The organism is Brevibacillus sp. AY1, assembly GCF_029870785.1.
GTDB classification, from domain to species: Bacteria; Bacillota; Bacilli; order Brevibacillales; family Brevibacillaceae; genus Brevibacillus; species Brevibacillus invocatus.
The window spans coordinates 1-17881 of sequence record NZ_JAFLPN010000033.1; the positions used below are offsets into that span (position 1 = coordinate 1).

General features: G+C 49.3%; 18 protein-coding genes. 12 read left to right on the forward strand and 6 right to left on the reverse strand.

Annotation, left to right across the window (positions count from 1 at the left end; all coding sequences use genetic code 11):
- Positions 1–222: 222 nt before the first annotated feature.
- The gene (locus JZI27_RS19715) at positions 223–1491 is read left to right on the forward strand and encodes a cation:dicarboxylate symporter family transporter (protein ID WP_280208857.1); all 1269 of its coding nucleotides are present in this window, start codon (positions 223–225) and stop codon (positions 1489–1491) included.
- A 172-nt stretch (positions 1492–1663) separates the two neighbouring features.
- Here JZI27_RS19715 and JZI27_RS19720 read toward each other — a convergent pair whose 3' ends face one another.
- Complete coding sequence (locus JZI27_RS19720; RefSeq protein ID WP_122909770.1) at positions 1664–2530, reverse strand: MurR/RpiR family transcriptional regulator; 867 nt, start codon at positions 2528–2530, stop codon at positions 1664–1666.
- A gap of 82 nt (positions 2531–2612) precedes the next feature.
- Complete coding sequence (locus JZI27_RS19725) at positions 2613–3971, reverse strand: aspartate aminotransferase family protein (protein WP_280208860.1); 1359 nt, start codon at positions 3969–3971, stop codon at positions 2613–2615.
- Positions 3972–4225: 254 nt separating this feature from the next.
- On the opposite strand from JZI27_RS19725, the gene JZI27_RS19730 reads away from it, so the two are divergent.
- Positions 4226–5182, forward strand: coding sequence for a Gfo/Idh/MocA family protein (locus tag JZI27_RS19730; protein ID WP_280208862.1), 957 nt, complete (start codon positions 4226–4228; stop codon positions 5180–5182).
- 121 nt (positions 5183–5303) lie between these two features.
- Here JZI27_RS19730 and JZI27_RS19735 read toward each other — a convergent pair whose 3' ends face one another.
- The gene (locus tag JZI27_RS19735; protein WP_280208864.1) at positions 5304–6194 is read right to left on the reverse strand and encodes a LysR family transcriptional regulator; all 891 of its coding nucleotides are present in this window, start codon (positions 6192–6194) and stop codon (positions 5304–5306) included.
- Positions 6195–6330: 136 nt separating this feature from the next.
- Here JZI27_RS19735 and JZI27_RS19740 point away from each other — a divergent pair, with 136 nt between their 5' ends.
- Positions 6331–7257 carry a dipeptidase gene (locus tag JZI27_RS19740; protein ID WP_280208867.1) on the forward strand — a complete coding sequence of 309 codons (927 nt, stop codon included), beginning with the start codon at positions 6331–6333 and terminating at the stop codon, positions 7255–7257.
- A gap of 42 nt (positions 7258–7299) precedes the next feature.
- Entirely contained in the window at positions 7300–8364 is a 1065-nt protein-coding gene (locus JZI27_RS19745; protein WP_280208868.1) for a DmpA family aminopeptidase, read from the forward strand.
- A 22-nt stretch (positions 8365–8386) separates the two neighbouring features.
- On the opposite strand, the gene JZI27_RS19750 is transcribed toward JZI27_RS19745, so the two are convergent.
- Positions 8387–9268 (reverse strand): phosphotransferase family protein, encoded by an 882-nt coding sequence (locus JZI27_RS19750; protein ID WP_280208870.1) that lies wholly within the window; start codon positions 9266–9268, stop codon positions 8387–8389.
- 25 nt (positions 9269–9293) lie between these two features.
- Positions 9294–9743 carry a hypothetical protein gene (locus tag JZI27_RS19755; protein WP_280208872.1) on the reverse strand — a complete coding sequence of 150 codons (450 nt, stop codon included), beginning with the start codon at positions 9741–9743 and terminating at the stop codon, positions 9294–9296.
- A 142-nt stretch (positions 9744–9885) separates the two neighbouring features.
- Between JZI27_RS19755 and JZI27_RS19760 the strand changes: the two genes are divergently transcribed.
- Together JZI27_RS19760 and JZI27_RS19765 are read left to right on the forward strand one after the other, a co-directional pair.
- Entirely contained in the window at positions 9886–10665 is a 780-nt protein-coding gene (locus JZI27_RS19760) for an alpha/beta hydrolase (protein WP_280208873.1), read from the forward strand.
- 84 nt (positions 10666–10749) lie between these two features.
- Entirely contained in the window at positions 10750–11823 is a 1074-nt protein-coding gene (locus JZI27_RS19765; protein WP_122909779.1) for a branched-chain amino acid aminotransferase, read from the forward strand.
- Here the strand turns inward: JZI27_RS19765 and JZI27_RS19770 are convergent.
- A complete protein-coding gene (locus tag JZI27_RS19770) occupies positions 11769–12215 on the reverse strand; it encodes a YciI family protein (protein ID WP_280208876.1) in 447 nt (148 codons plus the stop codon). The two genes, JZI27_RS19765 and JZI27_RS19770, sit on opposite strands and share 55 nt — an antisense overlap.
- A 96-nt stretch (positions 12216–12311) precedes the next feature.
- Between JZI27_RS19770 and JZI27_RS19775 the strand changes: the two genes are divergently transcribed.
- The 6 genes from JZI27_RS19775 to JZI27_RS19800 all read left to right on the forward strand — a co-directional run bounded on the left by JZI27_RS19775 (position 12312) and on the right by JZI27_RS19800 (position 17842).
- On the forward strand, positions 12312–12932 hold the full coding sequence (locus tag JZI27_RS19775; RefSeq protein WP_122909780.1) for an NUDIX hydrolase: 621 nt from the start codon (positions 12312–12314) through the stop codon (positions 12930–12932).
- Between the two features lie 87 nt (positions 12933–13019).
- Complete coding sequence (locus JZI27_RS19780; protein ID WP_280208878.1) at positions 13020–14462, forward strand: MDR family MFS transporter; 1443 nt, start codon at positions 13020–13022, stop codon at positions 14460–14462.
- An 86-nt stretch (positions 14463–14548) separates the two neighbouring features.
- Positions 14549–15805 carry a GNAT family N-acetyltransferase gene (locus JZI27_RS19785; RefSeq protein WP_245996947.1) on the forward strand — a complete coding sequence of 419 codons (1257 nt, stop codon included), beginning with the start codon at positions 14549–14551 and terminating at the stop codon, positions 15803–15805.
- Between the two features lie 91 nt (positions 15806–15896).
- Positions 15897–16067: a hypothetical protein gene (locus JZI27_RS19790; RefSeq protein WP_183185121.1), complete on the forward strand. Its 171-nt coding sequence runs from the start codon at positions 15897–15899 to the stop codon at positions 16065–16067.
- 53 nt (positions 16068–16120) lie between these two features.
- On the forward strand, positions 16121–16579 hold the full coding sequence (locus JZI27_RS19795) for a PilZ domain-containing protein (protein WP_280208879.1): 459 nt from the start codon (positions 16121–16123) through the stop codon (positions 16577–16579).
- A 123-nt stretch (positions 16580–16702) separates the two neighbouring features.
- Complete coding sequence (locus tag JZI27_RS19800; RefSeq protein ID WP_280208881.1) at positions 16703–17842, forward strand: DUF2087 domain-containing protein; 1140 nt, start codon at positions 16703–16705, stop codon at positions 17840–17842.
- The last annotated feature ends 39 nt before the right edge of the window (positions 17843–17881 follow it).

Sequence of the window (17881 nt, forward strand, 5' to 3'; positions counted from 1 at the left end):
TTTTTAAAAAAGGATAAAGAATAGATTGGGGCAGTCTGTATATTTTTAAGATGAGCAATTATGAAATTGATTCAATTAAATTAAATAAAGTACATTTTTATAGAAAAATAGAAAAAATAAAGCTTGAAAAAAAATCATGCTATTATAAAAATCTCTGTTATTCGTCACTATAGCCAACAAGCTTATGTGGGTTCATTACATCATGTATAGTGGGGTGTCAGGATGAAACGTTTTGGACTAGCGATTCAAATTTTAATCGGTCTCATTCTGGGTATTCTCGTGGGTGCTCTGTTCTATGGCAACCCAGCCGTGTCTACCTACTTGCAACCAATTGGCGATATTTTCCTTCGTCTTATCAAAATGATTGTGGTGCCGATTGTAATCTCTACGCTGATTGTAGGTGTGGCGGGCGTCGGTGATTTTAAGAAGTTGGGGAAAATTGGTGGAAAGACCATCCTTTACTTTGAAATCGTTACCACTATTGCTATTGTGGTCGGCTTGCTTGCGGCAAACCTGTTCCAGCCCGGGGTAGGCGTAGACATGACGAATCTGCAAAAGACGGATATCCACTCTTACGTGGAAACTGCTGAGACCACACAAAGCCACGGATTTGTGGAAACCTTCGTGAACATCGTACCTAAAAACGTGTTTGATGCGATTGTTCGTGGTGACATGCTGGCGATTATCTTTTTCTCTGTCTTGTTTGGTCTTGGTGTAGCGGCGGTAGGAGAGAGAGGAAAACCGGTGTTAAACTTCTTCCAGGGCGTAGCAGATGCCATGTTCTGGGTAGTGAACACCATCATGAAATTCGCTCCATTCGGTGTCTTTGCGCTGATTGGTGTGACGGTTTCCAAATTTGGTCTTGAATCCTTGGTACCACTTGGCAAGCTGGTTATCTTGGTCCACGTTGCGATGATTTTCTTCATTTTCGTGGTTCTGGGGATTATCGCACGTATGAGCGGTATTCGAATCACCCAGATTCTTCGCATTTTGAAGGACGAGCTGCTGTTGGCATACTCCACGTCCAGCTCAGAGACTGTATTGCCGAGAATTATGGAAAAAATGGAACGACTGGGATGTCCCAAAGCGATTGCTTCGTTCGTCATCCCGACTGGGTACTCCTTTAATCTGGATGGCTCCACTCTCTATCAAGCACTGGCAGCCCTGTTTATTGCGCAAATGTATGGCATTGACATGCCGATCAGTGCGCAGATTACCCTCATGCTGGTCCTGATGGTGACTTCCAAAGGGATTGCCGGGGTTCCTGGCGTGTCGTTCGTCGTCCTGCTGGCAACTCTCGGTTCAGTAGGAATTCCACTCGATGGCCTTGCCTTCATCGCCGGTGTAGACCGTTTGATGGACATGGCGCGTACCGTAGTGAACGTAGTAGGGAACTCTTTGGCAGCAGTAGTTATTTCTCGCTGGGAAGGTCAATTTGATTCCGAAAAAGCGAAAAAGTACTTGGGAGAGATTTCTTCAAAAGCAGCGTAATCCTCTTGTTTTTCAGCAAAGATAAGTCGGACAAGTCTGAGGCGCATCTGAACGTACGATCGTTCAGGTGCGCTTTTTTCGTTTGCCACCTTTCTTTCAAACACCCAGAAAAAGGATGCCCCTCAAGTAGTTTTGACTACGTAAAGGACATCCTTTTAGCAATGGGAACCAATCATTTCTTCGGATCGTAGTAAATTCCAAGCCCCTTCCAGGAATCCTCCATCTCATCCAACAAGCGGGTAGCCTTGCCAGCATCCTGCAGCGACATCGAGCGCAGGATGGCCGTAAGCAGAGAGAAGGGCGCCACGAAAGAATCCAGGTGAGAAGCAATCCCAGTAGGCGTAAACAACACTTCGTCAGCGAACTGACATAAAGGGGAGGAGGGGTAGTCGGTTATCACGACGATCTTTGCTCCTCTTTGTTTGCCGGCAGCCAGGCAATCTACACTAAAACGGGTATAGCGAGCAAAGCCGATTCCCACCATGACGTCATCAGGCTGCAGCCGATGGATGCGGTCTACAGTTCGCGGCTCTCCGCTGAACAGATACGTTTCTTTGTTCAAGAGATTCAGGTAAAAATCAAAAAACATTCCGAGAGAAAGCGAGCCGCGCGAGCTGACAATTCCGATGCGTTGGGTCGACAGCAGCATCTGGACGACACGTTCCACAGCATGCAAATCGATCCGTTCCATCATCAGTGTCAGGTTGTGAACATCCTCTTCGACATGCTGCAAAACGGTGTGCTGTTCCGCTTTTGTCGTACTGCGCGACAGCTGGAACCGCTCTCCTGTGGTCAGACGCGAACGAACCAGTTCCTGAAGCTCCCGGGAAAGCCCCGGAAAGCCGGAATAGCCGACGAACGTGGCGAAGCGAGTGATCGTAGATTCGCTCACTGCCGCTTCTTTTGCCATTTTCGCTACATTGTAAAAGGCCGCAGACTCCGGGTCGCGCAGGATGAGATCCGCAATCGCTTGCTGTGAAGGGCTCATCTGTGGATAGAGCTGGGATATTTTTTGCAGGACGGTAGGGCCTTGACTCAAACGTGATCACCTCATATTACATTCCAGCACCCATGTTGCGTTAAGTATACGACAGGAAAGCGTGAGGTGACAATGATCTCGCCTATACCAGCGGGTCCTTTTTGAGTGCTGCCATGCACTTTTCAAAGGCGTCGAGCGTCGCCTTGATTTCATCAGGTCCGTGCCCGGCCGACAGCGAGAAACGATTTAACGGCTTGGAATAGACGCCGTTTTCCATCAACAGGTAATCGAGGGCCAAGCGCAGTTGATTGTGGTTGGCGCCAAGATCGCGATAGTGCTGCACAGTCTTCTCAGTCGTGAGGACGTTGAAGATTGTTCCAATGCCAATGGTTTGCAGAGGCAATTCGTACTGTTTAGCCAATGCGTCAATGCCGCTGCGCAGCTCATGGGTATGCTGAACGATTTGGTCAAAGCGCCCTGGCTGCTTCAGGTAGCGAATCGTTGCCAGCCCAGCAGCGATGGACAAAGGATTGCCATTAAACGTACCGCTGTGAAAGACGACTTCTGTTTTCTTGTTCGAGCGAAGCGGGGAAGCCAGCTCCATGACGGACTGCTTTCCACCGACGATGCCGATCGGGAATCCGCCGCCCACTACTTTTCCTAGCGCAGTCAGATCTGGCTCCACGCCATAATAGGTTTGCGCTCCACCCACTTCAATGCGGAATCCTGTTTTTACTTCATCAAAGATCAGAATGATTCCCAATTGCGTGGTCAACTCGCGCAGGTTTTTCATAAATTGCGGGTCGGCTGCAATATAACCGGAGAGCATTGGCTCCATAATGACAGCAGCAATCTCCTGAGCCCGATCAGTCAAGATGCGTTCACAAGCGTCCCAGTCATTAAAAGGCAGGATCACGCTGTGCTGACGATAGTAGTCCGGACTCCCAAGCGAATCAGGCACCGCCATCGGTTCTTCCGAGGCTCCAGCTGCATGTGCCTCCGGATTGACGCTTTGCAGGACGTGATCATGAGCACCGTGGTAATGCCCTTCGAACTTGGCTACATGGGTTCTGCCCGTAGCTGCCATCGCCAGTCGCAGGGCGAACAAGGTGGCTTCCAAGCCCGAATTGGTAAAGCGGATCTGATCAAAGCTGGGGAATAGCGTGATCAATTCTTCCGCCATTTCCAGCTCCAGGGGATGAGTAGCTCCGAAGCTGCTGGTTCCTTGCTCGCTCCAGACGCGCTCAACGGCTGTGAGAATATCTGGATGCGCATGACCGAGCATCAATGCACCGTAGGACAGCAGATAATCGACATAGGGATGGCCATCTACATCAATCAAGGTAGCGTTTTTGGCTTTTTCAAAAATGATCGGAAACGGTGCGAAGTATCTCAAATTCCCGTTCACGCCACCAGTCATGGAATGTTTGGCCTGTTCAAAGAATGAAGCTGAGTTTGGACGATTCACTTGAAAGGTATGTTGCAGTGATGAAATTTTCATTTCACTACCTCCTTGTTTATGAAATTATTATTGCACTAACCTTTCAATTTTGCAACAAACACTTCATGAAATGGAAAACAGTAGGCACCAGGTCAGTACATTTGGGGAATGGGCGACGAGCTTAGCATGCTTGCGAGCAGATGCGAAGAAGGAAAGTGCAGGTTCATCCCGAAATTGAGGAAGATGGTATACAGACTTGCCAGTAGGTGGGAAAGGATCATTGATTTTGAGAACAGAAAGCGGAGGAAAACGGGATGAGTGAGAAGCGTTATAGAGTAGGGATGATTGGCGCTGGTGTGATGGGGGAGCGTATGATCGACGCCGTGCAAAAGCATCCGGATTATCAGATCATCGCAATCAGCGACGTATCGGAGAAGCGTGCGCAGGAAGCGGCAGCACGGTCTGGAAATGCTGCCTGGTACACGAATTACCAGGAATTATTGGATCAAGAGGACGTGGATCTGATCTATCTGGCTGTGCCACCGAAATTCCATCATTCAATAGCTCTGGAAGTTTTGGCTCGTAAAAAGCACTTGCTTTGCGAGAAGCCTTTGGCCAATTCCTTGAAGGAAGCGGAAGAGATGCTCGAAGCAGCCGAAGAGGCGGGTGTTGTTCATGCCATGCATTTCCCGATGTACTACCAAAGCGTCCTGCCTGAGATGATCACGCGGTTGGAGACGGTGGGAGACCTACGCCGCATCGATATCCTGACACACTTCCACCAGTGGCCGCGCCCTTGGCAGCAAACACCGTGGCTTGCCGGTCGTGAACAAGGTGGATTCATCCGAGAGGTTCTGCCTCATTTCGTCCATTTAACGTATTCGTTGTTTGGTGACCTGCAGGTTGTTCGCTCCCATGTGGATTACCCGGATGATCCGCAGGCTTGCGAAGTCGGTGTCGCCGCGTACCTGGAGCTTGCAGACGGCACTCCGGTCACGGTCAATGGCCTGGCAGGCATTGCGCATCAGGAGCATCTGGATTATCGCATTTACGGCACGAAAGGCACGCTGAGCCTCGTAAACTGGACCAATCTGTATGCTGGACTTGAAGGAGAAGCACTGGAGCCAGTCACGCTCCAGCTGCAAGAGCGTCTGATTCAGCTACTCGATGAAATGGCAAAGGCAATCAGCGGTGAAGAAGCGCGATTGGTTACCTTTGAGACCGGTGTGAAAGTGCAAAAGGTGTTGGAAGATTTGCTAGGCGAGGAGTAATCATGGGGGGAGAGTGTGCAGACACTCTCTTTTTTGCGCAAAAAAAATAGCAGCGAGCCACCCGATGGAAGCGGGCAGGTGTCGTGCTATCCGTACGATTGGTCCTATTCATCTGCAACAGCTACTGCAACAATTTGCTTTGCATCAAAAAGTCTACAAATGTGCGCATAATTCCGTGGAATGGCGTATCCTTCAAATAAATCAACTCAAAATTCCGGTTGATCTGGGGAAGGTTGAGAACCTCCACTTCATGCAGCTCGCCATTCGCCAAATCCTTCTGAATAGAAAAGCGAGGGACGAAGGCAATGCCCAGCTTCTGTCTGACCATCCGTTTCACAACCTCGATATTGTCTACCTCCATCACGACTCTGTTCTTCAGCTGGTAATGCGTAAAGGCGCTGTCGATCAGCTTCCAGTCGAGAGAGCCGCGATTGAACAAAATCAACCTCTCCCTTGCTACTTCTTCGATAGAGACCTGCTGGCGTGAGGAAAAAGGATGCTCCGGGTAAATCGCCAGCACCATTTGATCCGACATGAGTTGAATCTGATTGATTTGAGGATGCGTGACTGCCCTGGCGATGCCAAAGGATACCTCATGGTTCAGCACCATGTCGAGCACCTGATGGGAATGGCCCGTCAGAATCGTCAGCTTGATCTTGGGATACAACTGTTGAAACTGCTCCACGAGGTCAGGAAGGATGTAGAAGGCTGCGACGAACACGGTCGCGATGGTCAGCTCCCCTTCGATATCGCCATAGGAGCGCTGGATGGCTTGCTGCCCCTCTTGCAACGAGTGCAGGATGCTTTTGGCGTAAGGTAGAAAAATCTCGCCTTCCTTGGTCAGGCAGATCATATGGCCGGAGCGCTGGAACAGCTTGCAGTCCAAAGAGCTCTCCAGAGCCTTGATCCGCATGCTCACCGTAGGCTGGGACAGGTATAGCAACTCTGCTGTTTTGCTGAAGCTTCCGGTCAGCGAGACAAAGATAAAAGCTTCGATTTGTTCCATGTTCATATGAAAAACTCCATTATGTGAATTTTTAATTATGGATATGGTAATCTTTTATTTGCTTTCTATATAAAAATACATTACCTTACAACTTAATAAGTAGCAATGTATCCAAAAAATCTGATCATAAGGATGGCGCCATATGAAAATTATTGACTTACATTGCGATGCACTCTTGAAGCTTTGGTATGCAGACGGAAAGAAGTCCTACGAGAACGATGAAGAGCTGGATACCAACAAACTGCGCCTGTTGCAGTGTGGTATAAAAGTACAGGGCTTCGCGATCTACACGCCGACCAACCTGAGTTCAGAGCAGCGCTTCCATTGCGCGCTCGATCAAATCTATTATTTCCAGACAGAAGTGCTGGCAAAAAATCCAGAGATGAAGCAAATCAAGGAATGGAGCGATATTGACAACCTGAAGGATGGAGAAATCGGTGCCATACTGACGCTGGAAGGCGTAGAGCCGATCGGCAATGATTTGAAAAAGCTCCATCTTTTTTATCAATTGGGCGTACGTGCAGTAGGCCTTACCTGGAATTATGCCAATCTGGCTGCAGATGGCGCTGACGAGACGAGAAACGGCGGTCTTACTTTGTTTGGCAAAGAGATCGTGAATTTTCATAACGAACATAAGATTTTGACGGATGTTTCCCACTTGTGCGAAGGCAGCTTCTGGGATGTGATGGAATACGCAAAATATCCGTTTGCGAGCCATTCCAATGCAAGAGCTTTGTGTGATCACCAGCGCAACCTGCGGGACGAACAGGCCAAGGCCCTATTTGAAAAAGGCGGCACCCTGCACGTAACCTATGTCACGATGTTCATTAACGAACAAGGCCAGGTAGGTATTCCTGACTTGATCAGACACGTGGATCATTTCTGTTCATTGGGCGGTGTTCGTCATCTCGGACTCGGTTCTGACTTCGACGGCATCACCACCAAGGTAGAGGGACTGGAGCATGCAGGCGTGACGTACAATCTGATCAATGAACTGCTGAAGCATTACTCGGAAGAACAAGTACGCGGGTTTGCCGGAGAGAACTTCCTGCGTAATCGCCCTGTATAAAGCGACAAGTTCGGAAACGGAGAAAGGAAGGAAGCTGCTGCAATGGCTGATTTGAATAATCGGAAGATTCGAGCTTATGGCTTGGCTGTGGGGAAGCTGCCTACAGGCTCTAAAAACGACATCACGGACGTGGCAGGTGTGCGCGTAGGGCATGTCACGATTGACCGCCCACTTGATAGTGGTCAGGGGGAGTATGCTTGTACGGGTGTTACGGCGATTCTGCCTCATGGTGGCAGTCTGTTTCGTGAAAAGGTGACAGCGGCCAGCTATGTCCTGAACGGCTTTGGCAAGACTACAGGACTGGTCCAGGTAAACGAGCTTGGGGTACTGGAATCCCCGATCATGCTGACCAACACCTTTTCGGTTCCGGCAGTCACGCAAGGCACTCTGCAGTATATGCTGGCTGGGCATGAAGAGATCGGCGATACGACAGGAACGATCAACATCGTGGTGGGAGAGTGCAATGACAGTCATCTGAACTCCATCCGACAGTGTGTAGTCACGCCAGAAGATGCGATCGAAGCGATTCGCAAAGCGTCGGACGAGCAAGTGGAGGAAGGAGCAGTAGGTGCAGGCAAGGGAATGGTCGCCTTTGGCTACAAGGGTGGCATTGGCTCCTCCTCCCGTGTGGTCCAAGTGGAGGAGGACAAAAGCTATACCGTCGGCGTTATCGTCTTGAGTAATTTCGGCCGAAAGGAAGACCTGCGCATCGACTATTTGAAAAGCGGGGCCCAAGCGCTGCAGGAGCCTGCTGATGGTTCTATCATCATCGTTCTGGCTACCGATGCTCCTGTAAGTGATCGGCAGCTCCTGCGACTGGCCAAGCGGACGGGAATCGGTCTGGGGCGGACAGGAAGCCATTTCGGCCATGGCAGCGGCGATATCGTGATCGCCTTTTCTACAGCGCACAAGATTTCTCATCAATCCACCGGATGGACCGAGACTCGGACGCAGCTGCGCGAGGATCATCCTGTGATGAACGAGCTGTTTGCGGCCTGTGCAGAGGCTACGGAAGAGGCTATCTACAATTCACTGTCTCAGGCTGTGACCACTACTGGGCGAAAAGGTAACACGATTCACGCCCTGGAGTTTCCAGCTCAGAGCTGAGGGAAATCGATCTGCCGATGAATCAGCGATAAGGTGCGATTCCAGCAGAAAACGCCTGCCTATCCGCGTGCTGCAATCCAAACAGCGCTTCCTGCAAGGCGAACGTACTGCAATAAAAGCGCGATCGTTCCATTACCTGCTCACAATCCGGATAAACAGGTGAAAAGTGTTCGAGGAAATCTTCGCCATAGGAAGAAATCAGTCCGGCAAAATCGTAGGCGGGATCTCCCAGCCTGGAATTTCCAAAATCAATGACTGCCGCAATCTTGTGGAGATTCTTGTCATAGAGGATATTCGTCGTTCCAAAATCACCGTGGACGAGACAAGCCTGGAACTGAAAATGAGAGGCGTCAGACAGATAAGCTTCAAAGCAATGGCTTACCTTCTGTCTCGCCTCTCTTCGCATATAGACGAACAGCTTTACTTGGACGTCCTGATACAGCTGGGAAATGATGGCGTGCATATCCGGGGCCTCGAGAAATTGTCCTCGAAGGAAATCAGAGACCGGGATGTGATGCAGCTGCCAGAGAAATGTACCGAGCTGTTCGGAAAGATTCCGCACATCGTGATCCCTTCGTACATCGTGAAAAATCTCCCGTGTGAAAGGCTCGCCTGCAAGCAGCGGATAACCGCTAAACACATGCCCTACTTTCTTGTTCTGAAACTGCTGGAATCGCGGTTCAGGAATTGGCAGCGACAAATGCGGCTTGATCGCATGTAGAAGGGCTGTTTCCCTTTCCAGCTGATGGATGCCATCTGTATATTTGGGAAACCGGAAGACCCATTCGTCATTGACGATTAAGACGTCATTGTTTTGACCTGTTTGGTTTATGACCGCAGACGTGATGGTGAGCTGTGGATATACCTCTCTAATCCGCTGTACATAGTCCTGTTCCGTTGCCATTTCCGAACCTCCAGACCCGATTGTATTAGCCGTTCCATTCGATTCGAATCACAGCTTCCTCTGACTTGGCCTTTCGCTCCAGCTCTACGATACGCCAGTTGCTGGAGATCGTGGCACGCAGCCATTCCAGCATTTGATCCGTCAGTTTCAGAGAATCGAGGTAATCCTCTCCACTCTCGTAATCGCGCGGCGTCTCAAGTCCATATCGCTTGTTCAGCAAAAATTTGATCCCGTTAAATGTCGTATATTTAATCGTATAGCCTTCACGAATCGCTTCTTCCAGTCGTTCAAAGTCTTCTTCATAGAGGGAGAACAATGGCGTGAAGTCGTATTTCCCTTCTTCGATCTCCAAAAAAGGCTCCGGATTTCCTTTTCGAAGCTTGTGAATGATCTCTTCATCGACAAATCCGTGTGCGCGTGCCGCTTCGAGCAGCATGGCTTCGCGCTGGGAGAGCTTTACGCTGGCATTGGACATGCTTGGAATCCTCCTTCAATCAATCTGTTCGTACTATTTTCATCCAGTATAATGGAGTGAATAGGGAAAAACCAATGTGCGAACTCGCTGACAGAGTGGAGGGTATGGATAAAGACACGTGATGAGAAGAGGAGAGGGTAGTTTGAAAGAACATTACTGGATTGAAAGCCGGGGGAAGCGCCTGTCAGCTATGCTGCATACACCAGCAGGCATCGAGAATCCGCCAGTGATCATTTTGTGTCATGGTTTTACGGGTGAAAAGGTGGGAGGCAATCAATTACTGCTGCATATTGCTAACGCACTCGAGACTGGGGGCTATGCAGTGGTTCGGTTTGATTTCACTGGCTCTGGAGAGAGCGAGGGCTCGTTCGAAATCGATACGACGATAACCAGCTGGCAGTCAGATCTGTGCCAAGTGATTCGATGGACAAAGGAACAGCCAGCCTTCAGGAAGTCGCCACTGTTTTTGCTGGGGCACAGTCTGGGTGGCTGCATCGTCCTTTTGCATGACGATGGTCATTTGCCAATCGCCGGGCGGATTGCACTCGCTCCTGTTATTTTTCCGGAAAGCAATTTCCGAGAAATCATACTGGGACCTGAGTTGTGGGCAGCAGCTGCGTCAGGACAGACCATTTCCCATTTCTACGGAAAGGGATTTGCCTTGCAGCCTGATTTTGTCAGAGACATACAGGCACGCCAGCACGCTCCATTGCTTGCCAGTGAAAACTATAGGGACGCCGTGCTTCTGGTTCACGGTTCTGCGGATACGGCAGTGCCTGCAAAAGATTCACAGGCTTATTTTGAAGCCTACCAGGGCCCCAAGGACCTCCATATCCTGGACGGAGCCGACCACAGCTTCTCACGGCATATGCCGCAGCTTCAGGAGAAACTGGTAACATGGATATCTGCTCGTTTGGGCTAGCAATCTTTCAAAATAGTTGATATCTTAGTAACCATACATCGAATTTGAAAAATAGGATCATAAAGGATAAGGGAGATGTGGAAGATGGAGTGTCAGTTAACAATTGCTCTGACAGAACAGAAAAAAGAGAAGCCTGCTAGCGACAAGCTCGGGTTTGGCGTGCATTTTACAGACCATATGTTTGTGATGGACTACACAGAAGGAAAAGGCTGGCACGATCCGCAAATTGTACCGTACTCTCCTCTTACGATTGATCCGGCTGCAATGGTTTTTCACTACGGACAGGCTGTGTTCGAGGGTTTGAAGGCTTATCGCAACAAAGCCGGTGAAGTACGTCTGTTCAGACCTGATCAAAACTTCAAGCGCCTCAATCGCTCGCTGGCTCGCCTGGATATGCCGGCAGTCGACGAAGCGTTTATGATTGAAGCGCTGAAAAAACTGGTCAGTGTGGAAAAAGAGTGGATCCCGACTGAGGAAGGAACCTCTTTGTACATTCGTCCATTCGTGATCGCGACAGAGCCATGCTTTGGTGTACGTGCTTCACATACGTACAAGCTGCTGATTCTGCTCTCCCCTGTAGGAGCTTACTATGCAGCCGGGATGAAGCCGGTCAAAATCTATGTGGAAAACAGCTACGTTCGTGCCGTGCGCGGCGGTACCGGAAACGCCAAGGTAGCGGGAAACTATGCGGGCAGCTTGAAAGCACAGACCGAAGCGCATGAAAAAGGGTACGAGCAGGTACTGTGGCTCGACGCGATTGAAACGAAATATATTGAAGAAGTAGGCAGCATGAACGTGTTTTTCAAAGTGAATGGTGAAGTGTGGACACCTGTCTTGAACGGAAGCATTCTCGAGGGGATCACACGCGATTCGACCATCCAACTGCTGAAAAGCTGGGGCATTCCTGTCGTGGAAAAACGCATTGCGATGGAAGATTTGTTCCAGGCGTACAACGACGGCGTACTGGAAGAAGCGTTTGGCACCGGAACAGCAGCCGTCATTTCTCCAGTAGGCGAAATGAGCTGGAATGGCCACAAAATGGTGATCAATCAGTCACAGACAGGTGAAATGACTCAAAAGCTGTACGATACCATGACCGGAATTCAATACGGTGTATTGGAAGACAAGCTGGGATGGTCCGTCAAGGTCACGGAATAAACCAGTACGTTTGACAAAGACACAGCCTCCTTTTTGAGAAAAAGGGGCTGTGTTTTACTTTTTCGTACCTTGGTCAGCTCCGGCTCATATACTTGACGCAATTCAATCTGGCCTTCCCCATAGCCTTGCGGGTCCGGCATCCGCATGGCCCACTCGATGGCTTCTTCCCTCGACTTCACATCAATCAGAATGAACCCGGCAATCAATTCCTTCGTTTCCGTAAAAGGGCCATCCGTAACGACCGGTTTTTCCCCTGGGTTTGGATACGAAAGGCGAAGCCCATTTGAACTTGGATGAAGTCCTTTAGCTTCTTGTTTGCCATTAAGGGAAGTGTTGTTGTTCCCTCCTTCATGAACGAAGTCTGCCGGTTCGCTATATAACCTTCCGTTCACGGCCTAAAACGATTTTTTTCACCGGACAGGAGTAGCTTTTTTTGCGCTCGACTGTTAACGTAGTAGACAAAGAAACGAGCGACAAGAGGGAGAAATATGGCGGAAGAACGGCTGGATATTTACGACGAAGCGGGAGTTCACCTCGGGAGTGAAGCGAGAAGCGAGGTTCATCGCTTGGGGTTGTGGCACCAAACATTTCATTGCTGGATCTATCGCAAAGACGGCGAACAGATCGATCTGCTGTTTCAAAAGCGCCATCCGCAGAAGGATACATGTCCCAATCTGCTGGACATTACTTCAGCAGGGCATCTGTTGGCTGGAGAGACTCCGGAGGATGGGGTGCGTGAACTGGAGGAGGAGCTCGGACTTTCTGTCGCTTTTTCGGCACTAACCTCGCTAGGCACCATCAGGGATGTAACATCCGCTCCGGGGATCATGGACAAAGAGATTTGCCATGTGTTTCTGTTCGAGTGTGATCAGCCTCTATCTGCTTATACTCTTCAAGAGGAAGAGGTCGTCGGCCTGCTCTGGGTAAAGCTCGACGAGGTGGGGAAGCTGTTTAAAAAAGAAATCCCTCACGTGAGTGCGAGCGGATTTTTGCTGAAAGCGGGCGAAGGTGCGAGAGATTGCGAGCTTCAACTGCGCGAAGCAGATTTTGTCCCACATGAAGCCCATTATTATCAACAGGTGTTTGATGCGTTAAAACGACACGTCTAACTGATGAAAATCTCACCTGTCCCTGACAGAGGAGATTTTTTTGTTTGATGGGAATGCCGTTTTTGCCTGAAACGAGAGGAGATTTTTATGAGAGCAAAAATCATGATGGCATTGATGCTGGCCACTTTTCTTGCCGCGATGGAAGGGACCATTGTAAGTACGGCAGTCCCCCGGATTACGAGTGATTTGTCCGGCTTTGAGCAGGTGAGCTGGGTTTATGCCATCTACATGCTGGTGACGGCCGTGTCCGCGCCGATCTATGGAAAGCTGGCAGACCTATTTGGACGAAAAAAGATTTTTCTGATCGGAATCGGGATTTTTCTGATCGGCTCTACGCTTTGCGGTGTGGCCATGTCCATGACGCAGCTCATCATCTACCGGGCCATCCAGGGACTGGGTGCGGGGGCTGTCATGCCGATCACGATGACCATTATCGGGGATTTGTATACAGACCAGTCGGCACGAGCCAAGTCACAAGGCTGGATCAGTGCAGTCTGGGGGCTTTCCGGAGTGGCTGGTCCTTTGGTGGGCGGTTTCCTGGTCGATACCTTGTCCTGGCGTTATATTTTTTTCCTTAACCTGCCGTTTGGATTGATTTCTTTCTTCATGCTGGTGTTGTTTTACAAAGAACAAAGCAAGGCGGCAACCAAGCGTCATATTGATTACGCTGGAGCGCTGATTTTTTCGGTCAGTACGATTGCTCTCTTGTATGCGCTGCTGACGGGAAGCCAGGAGCAAAGCTGGCTGAATCCGACCATTATTTCCTTGATTGCCTTTAGCTTGTTATCGTTCCTGGTGTTTTACTTCGTGGAAAAAAGGTCGCCAGAGCCTATGATTCCGCTCACGCTGTTCACCAATCGGAGTGTCTCGATGATCAATTTGTTGACGCTTCTGATCAATGGCATTGTGATTGGCCTTGTCGTGTATTTGCCGATCTGGACCCAAGGCGTGCTGGGAGAAAGTGCGACGGTAGCCGGCTTTGTCTTGACCCCCATGTCGGTAAGCTGGACGCTCGGAGCGGTTCTTTCAGGCAATTTGCTCGGTCGACTTCGGGCAGAGCAATTGATTATTGCGGGAACATCGATTTTGACGATCGCTTCATTTTTGCTCATGCTTTTGGCACCAGATTCACCTGGGTATCTGATCTACGTGTCGGTTGGACTGATCGGGCTGGGGATGGGTCTGATTACGCCACTGGTCATGGTAAAAATCCAGGCTGCTGTACCCGTCGATCAACGAGGCACAGCCGTTGCGCTGAACACGTTTACGGGAACCTTTAGTCAGACGTTTGGAGCAGCCGTGTTTGGCATGATGTTTAATCTGGTTACGGTAGCGAGTGGGCATAGCAATCTGGGCTCGTCCTTTGAATCCGGATTGGTCTCCTCGGACCAGTTGGTACAGGTACGGGAGATTCTGGCTTCTGGTGTTCATGTCGTCTTCACAGGAGCTGTGGCCCTTGCGCTGTGCAGCCTGTGTCTTTCCATCGTATTGAATCAGGCTGAGAAAAAAAGTGTCCGTGCCAAAAAATAAAGAATTGTGCTTGCCGAATCGCCCTCGTATCCGCTACCATTTTTTGTGAATCGATCATACATCTTTTACCAGGGGGCAGGAGTGTCATGATGAATGAAGGAATTCGACCGGTAACGTTGGAAGAGCTCGATGAGGTAGTCAGAATTGCTGCGATGGCATATCCAGGCAGCAATTTTCTGGCTCCAGAGAGCAGGCAGCGCTTTGCCGAACGAGTGAAGGATACGCTTCAGAACGATCCTTATGTGAGCTTTCATGGATGCTTTCGGGATGAAAAGCTGGTCGGGATCATGAGATGGCACGATTACTATATGAATGTACATGGAACGAAGTTGTTGACAGGTGGAATCGGTTTGGTTGCGGTCGATCTGCTGCACAAAAAAGAGAAGGTAGCCAAGGAAATGCTTCTGCACTTTCTGAATACCTATCGTGATCGGGGAATCAGCCTGGTGTCCTTGTATCCGTTCCGAGTCGATTTTTACAAGCAAATGGGCTTTGGCACGAGCACCAAAATGAATCAGTATTCGATCAAGCCTTCCAGTCTGCGCTTTACCGGCAAGGAGCAAATCGACTATCTGGGCATGGAGGACAAGGAAGAGATTCTGGCTTGCTACCACAGAATCGTCAGACAGACACACGGGATGATCACGAAGACGGACCGGGAGATGACGGCTTTCCTGGGACAGCCGGAGCAGATTGTGGTGGGCTGCAGGAATAATGGTCGCATTAACGGCTATCTTGCTTTTTCGTTCCAAAATGTTCACGTAAACAATCGGATGCACAATAATCTGATCGTCAAGGAATTCCATTATGAAACGAGGGAAGCACTCGCCCAGCTCACTTCCTTTTTGAACAGTCAGGGGGATCAGGTTCATCGCATCATACTGACGATCCAGGACGACGATTTTCACTTTCTGCTGTCCGATCCTAGTAATGGCACGGCCAACCTGCTGCCGAGCGTGTATCATGAGAGCAGCGTAGCGGGAGTCGGGTTGATGCATCGAATTATAGACGTACCACTGTTCTTCAAGCAGCTGTCCCAGCACCGCTTTGGACGCGAGAATGCACTGGTGCGCATGACGATTCGCGACACTTTTCTTCCCGAGCAGGATGGCTCTTGGCTAATTCGATTTACAGAGGGGCTGCCACAGGTGGTGGACGAGGGACAAGCTGAGGTAGAGGTATCGATGGACATCTCGGAATTCTCTTCCCTTATGATGGGAGCAGTCAGCTTTCAAAAGCTGTATATGTACGGATTGGCCGAAATCGATCACGAAGATTCACTGACAATGCTGGAGAGTCTGTTTCAAGTCCGTCAAAAGCCTCGTTGCACAACAGCATTTTAATCAATGCTCACAAAATTGACACAATGATAGCGCTTTTATGTATCTTTCATAACCTTCCCCCATACGATAGTAAAAAGGGGGAAGGTTCTTTATGATCTATCTAACCTTAGTGATCTTTTTTGGATTTTTGCTGCTGGTCTGGTTTTTGGTCAAGCTCCTCTTCCGTTTACAAGAGAAGGATACGTATGAATTTGATTCCCAATATTTGTGGGAAAATTTCAAGAAAAACAAAAAGGATATGCATTACCCCAAGAAGAAGTAATAGAGACGCGCCTAATAAAGGGCGCTTTGTTCTGTTGAAGTGAGGTGATCCATGTGAATGGCGTGAAGGTAGGACATCAGCGGGAATATTTCCGACTCGTGCTGGAGCATCCGCTCTGTGCAGATATGACCATTGTCCTGATCAAAAGGAAGATGATGGAGATAGGCAGCACCAAGGTACTGATTGAAGACCTGGGTGCCGGTGGCTTGCGTTTTCTTTCCCATTTGAAAATGCCTGCCAGTGATCAACTCGTCCTTCAATTCGAAACAGAGATTTGTTCACAACCCCTGAAAATGTACGGTCATGTGGTTCGCACCGTTCCGTGGGAAGAGGATTTCTTCGAATATGCTGTTCGCTTTACCATGGATGAGTCACAACATTTGGAAATCAATCGCTTAGTCAATCAACTGGCGCTTCGATATCGGAACAAGAGAGTTTCTAATGAAGGACGTTTCTGGAAAGGGGATCGCCGTCAATTTCTCATGGAATTGGCTGCAGCCCAGACTGAATAAGAGACCTCGGAAATGGACTACCCTGCGTTTTTTACAAGCGCAGGTTTTTTTGTGCTTGAATAGAATTAAACGAAATGATACATTATCTATACAAAAACAAACAAATAAAGGTTGTGTTTGTAAATGGTAATGGAAGAATTTTGGAATGCATCTACGGAAGAACAAAAGCAGGGATTTGTCGAACACGAAGATCAGCTTCAATGTCTACTCTGCGGCCAAGAGGTCGAGCAAGGGCTTATTTACCCGGTGGAGGGTTTGTTCTACGATGCGAAGCGCTATATGCGTTTTCATATTGAGCAGGAGCACGGCTCTGTGTTTGATTACCTCAGTCATCTGGACAAAAAACTGACGGGCTTATCCGATCACCAGGTTGCATTGCTTCGCCTGTTTTATCAGGGGTTGAGCGATGCACAGGTGCAGCGAGAGACCGGCATTGGCAGTACCTCGACCATTCGCAACCACCGTTTTGTCCTGAAGGAAAAAGAACGGCAGGCGAGAGTTTTTCTGGTCATGATGGATTTGCTAAAAGAAAAGGATCAGCGACTAGGGGCTCGTACGGCTTCACCTGCTCGCGCTCGGGTGAACGAACAGTCCCCTCTTAAGGTGGACGAGGCTGAACAGATCATCGTGAAGCACTTTCCACAAGGGAGTGTGCAGGGGAGACTGGAAAAGCTTCCGCGTAAGCAATCTCATAAGCGGATCGTGCTGCAGGAAATCGTAAAGCGCTTTGAGCCCAATCGTTTTTACACCGAAAAAGAAGTGAATGAAGTACTGAAAGACGTCTATGAAGACCATGTGACACTGCGTCGATATTTGATCGACTTTTCGCTCTTGGAGCGGGAGGCAGATGGAAGCCGTTACTGGCTGGCAAAACCACAGCCACAAGGAAAGGAGGATACTCTCATGAATCGTAAACAAGAATTGAAAATGCTATACAAGGAAACGAAGACGCAAGCTGGTGTCTACCAGGTCAAGAACGTCCAAAACGGAAAAGTGCTGGTTGAAAGCACCCGAAACTTGAAGACGATGAACGGGAAGAAATTCATGATGCAGCAAGGAAACCACCCGAATCCTCTGCTGCAAAAAGAGCTGAAGGAATACGGCGTGGATGCCTTCCGCTTTGAAGTGCTGGAGGTGTTGGAGCCAAAAGACGAGCCGTACTTTGATTTGGCTGATGCATTGGAGAAATTGGAAAACAAATGGCTGGAACAAGTGCAACCATATGGAGAGCGCGGATACAATCAGGAGAAAAAGAGGAAGTAATAAGGAAGAGGCGCCCTTTGCGTTTGTCAATCAGACGAT

What these genes read in the sequence shown, in the direction of transcription:
- JZI27_RS19715 (WP_280208857.1), top strand. Translation starts at nt 223, where the DNA reads ATGAAACGTTTTGGACTAGCGATTCAAATTTTAATCGGTCTCATTCTG.
- JZI27_RS19725 (WP_280208860.1), bottom strand. Translation starts at nt 3,971, where the DNA reads ATGAAAATTTCATCACTGCAACATACCTTTCAAGTGAATCGTCCAAAC.
- JZI27_RS19730 (WP_280208862.1), top strand. Translation starts at nt 4,226, where the DNA reads ATGAGTGAGAAGCGTTATAGAGTAGGGATGATTGGCGCTGGTGTGATG.
- JZI27_RS19735 (WP_280208864.1), bottom strand. Translation starts at nt 6,194, where the DNA reads ATGAACATGGAACAAATCGAAGCTTTTATCTTTGTCTCGCTGACCGGA.
- JZI27_RS19740 (WP_280208867.1), top strand. Translation starts at nt 6,331, where the DNA reads ATGAAAATTATTGACTTACATTGCGATGCACTCTTGAAGCTTTGGTAT.
- JZI27_RS19745 (WP_280208868.1), top strand. Translation starts at nt 7,300, where the DNA reads ATGGCTGATTTGAATAATCGGAAGATTCGAGCTTATGGCTTGGCTGTG.
- JZI27_RS19750 (WP_280208870.1), bottom strand. Translation starts at nt 9,268, where the DNA reads ATGGCAACGGAACAGGACTATGTACAGCGGATTAGAGAGGTATATCCA.
- JZI27_RS19755 (WP_280208872.1), bottom strand. Translation starts at nt 9,743, where the DNA reads ATGTCCAATGCCAGCGTAAAGCTCTCCCAGCGCGAAGCCATGCTGCTC.
- JZI27_RS19765 (WP_122909779.1), top strand. Translation starts at nt 10,750, where the DNA reads ATGGAGTGTCAGTTAACAATTGCTCTGACAGAACAGAAAAAAGAGAAG.
- JZI27_RS19775 (WP_122909780.1), top strand. Translation starts at nt 12,312, where the DNA reads ATGGCGGAAGAACGGCTGGATATTTACGACGAAGCGGGAGTTCACCTC.
- JZI27_RS19780 (WP_280208878.1), top strand. Translation starts at nt 13,020, where the DNA reads ATGAGAGCAAAAATCATGATGGCATTGATGCTGGCCACTTTTCTTGCC.
- JZI27_RS19785 (WP_245996947.1), top strand. Translation starts at nt 14,549, where the DNA reads ATGATGAATGAAGGAATTCGACCGGTAACGTTGGAAGAGCTCGATGAG.
- JZI27_RS19790 (WP_183185121.1), top strand. Translation starts at nt 15,897, where the DNA reads ATGATCTATCTAACCTTAGTGATCTTTTTTGGATTTTTGCTGCTGGTC.
- JZI27_RS19800 (WP_280208881.1), top strand. Translation starts at nt 16,703, where the DNA reads ATGGTAATGGAAGAATTTTGGAATGCATCTACGGAAGAACAAAAGCAG.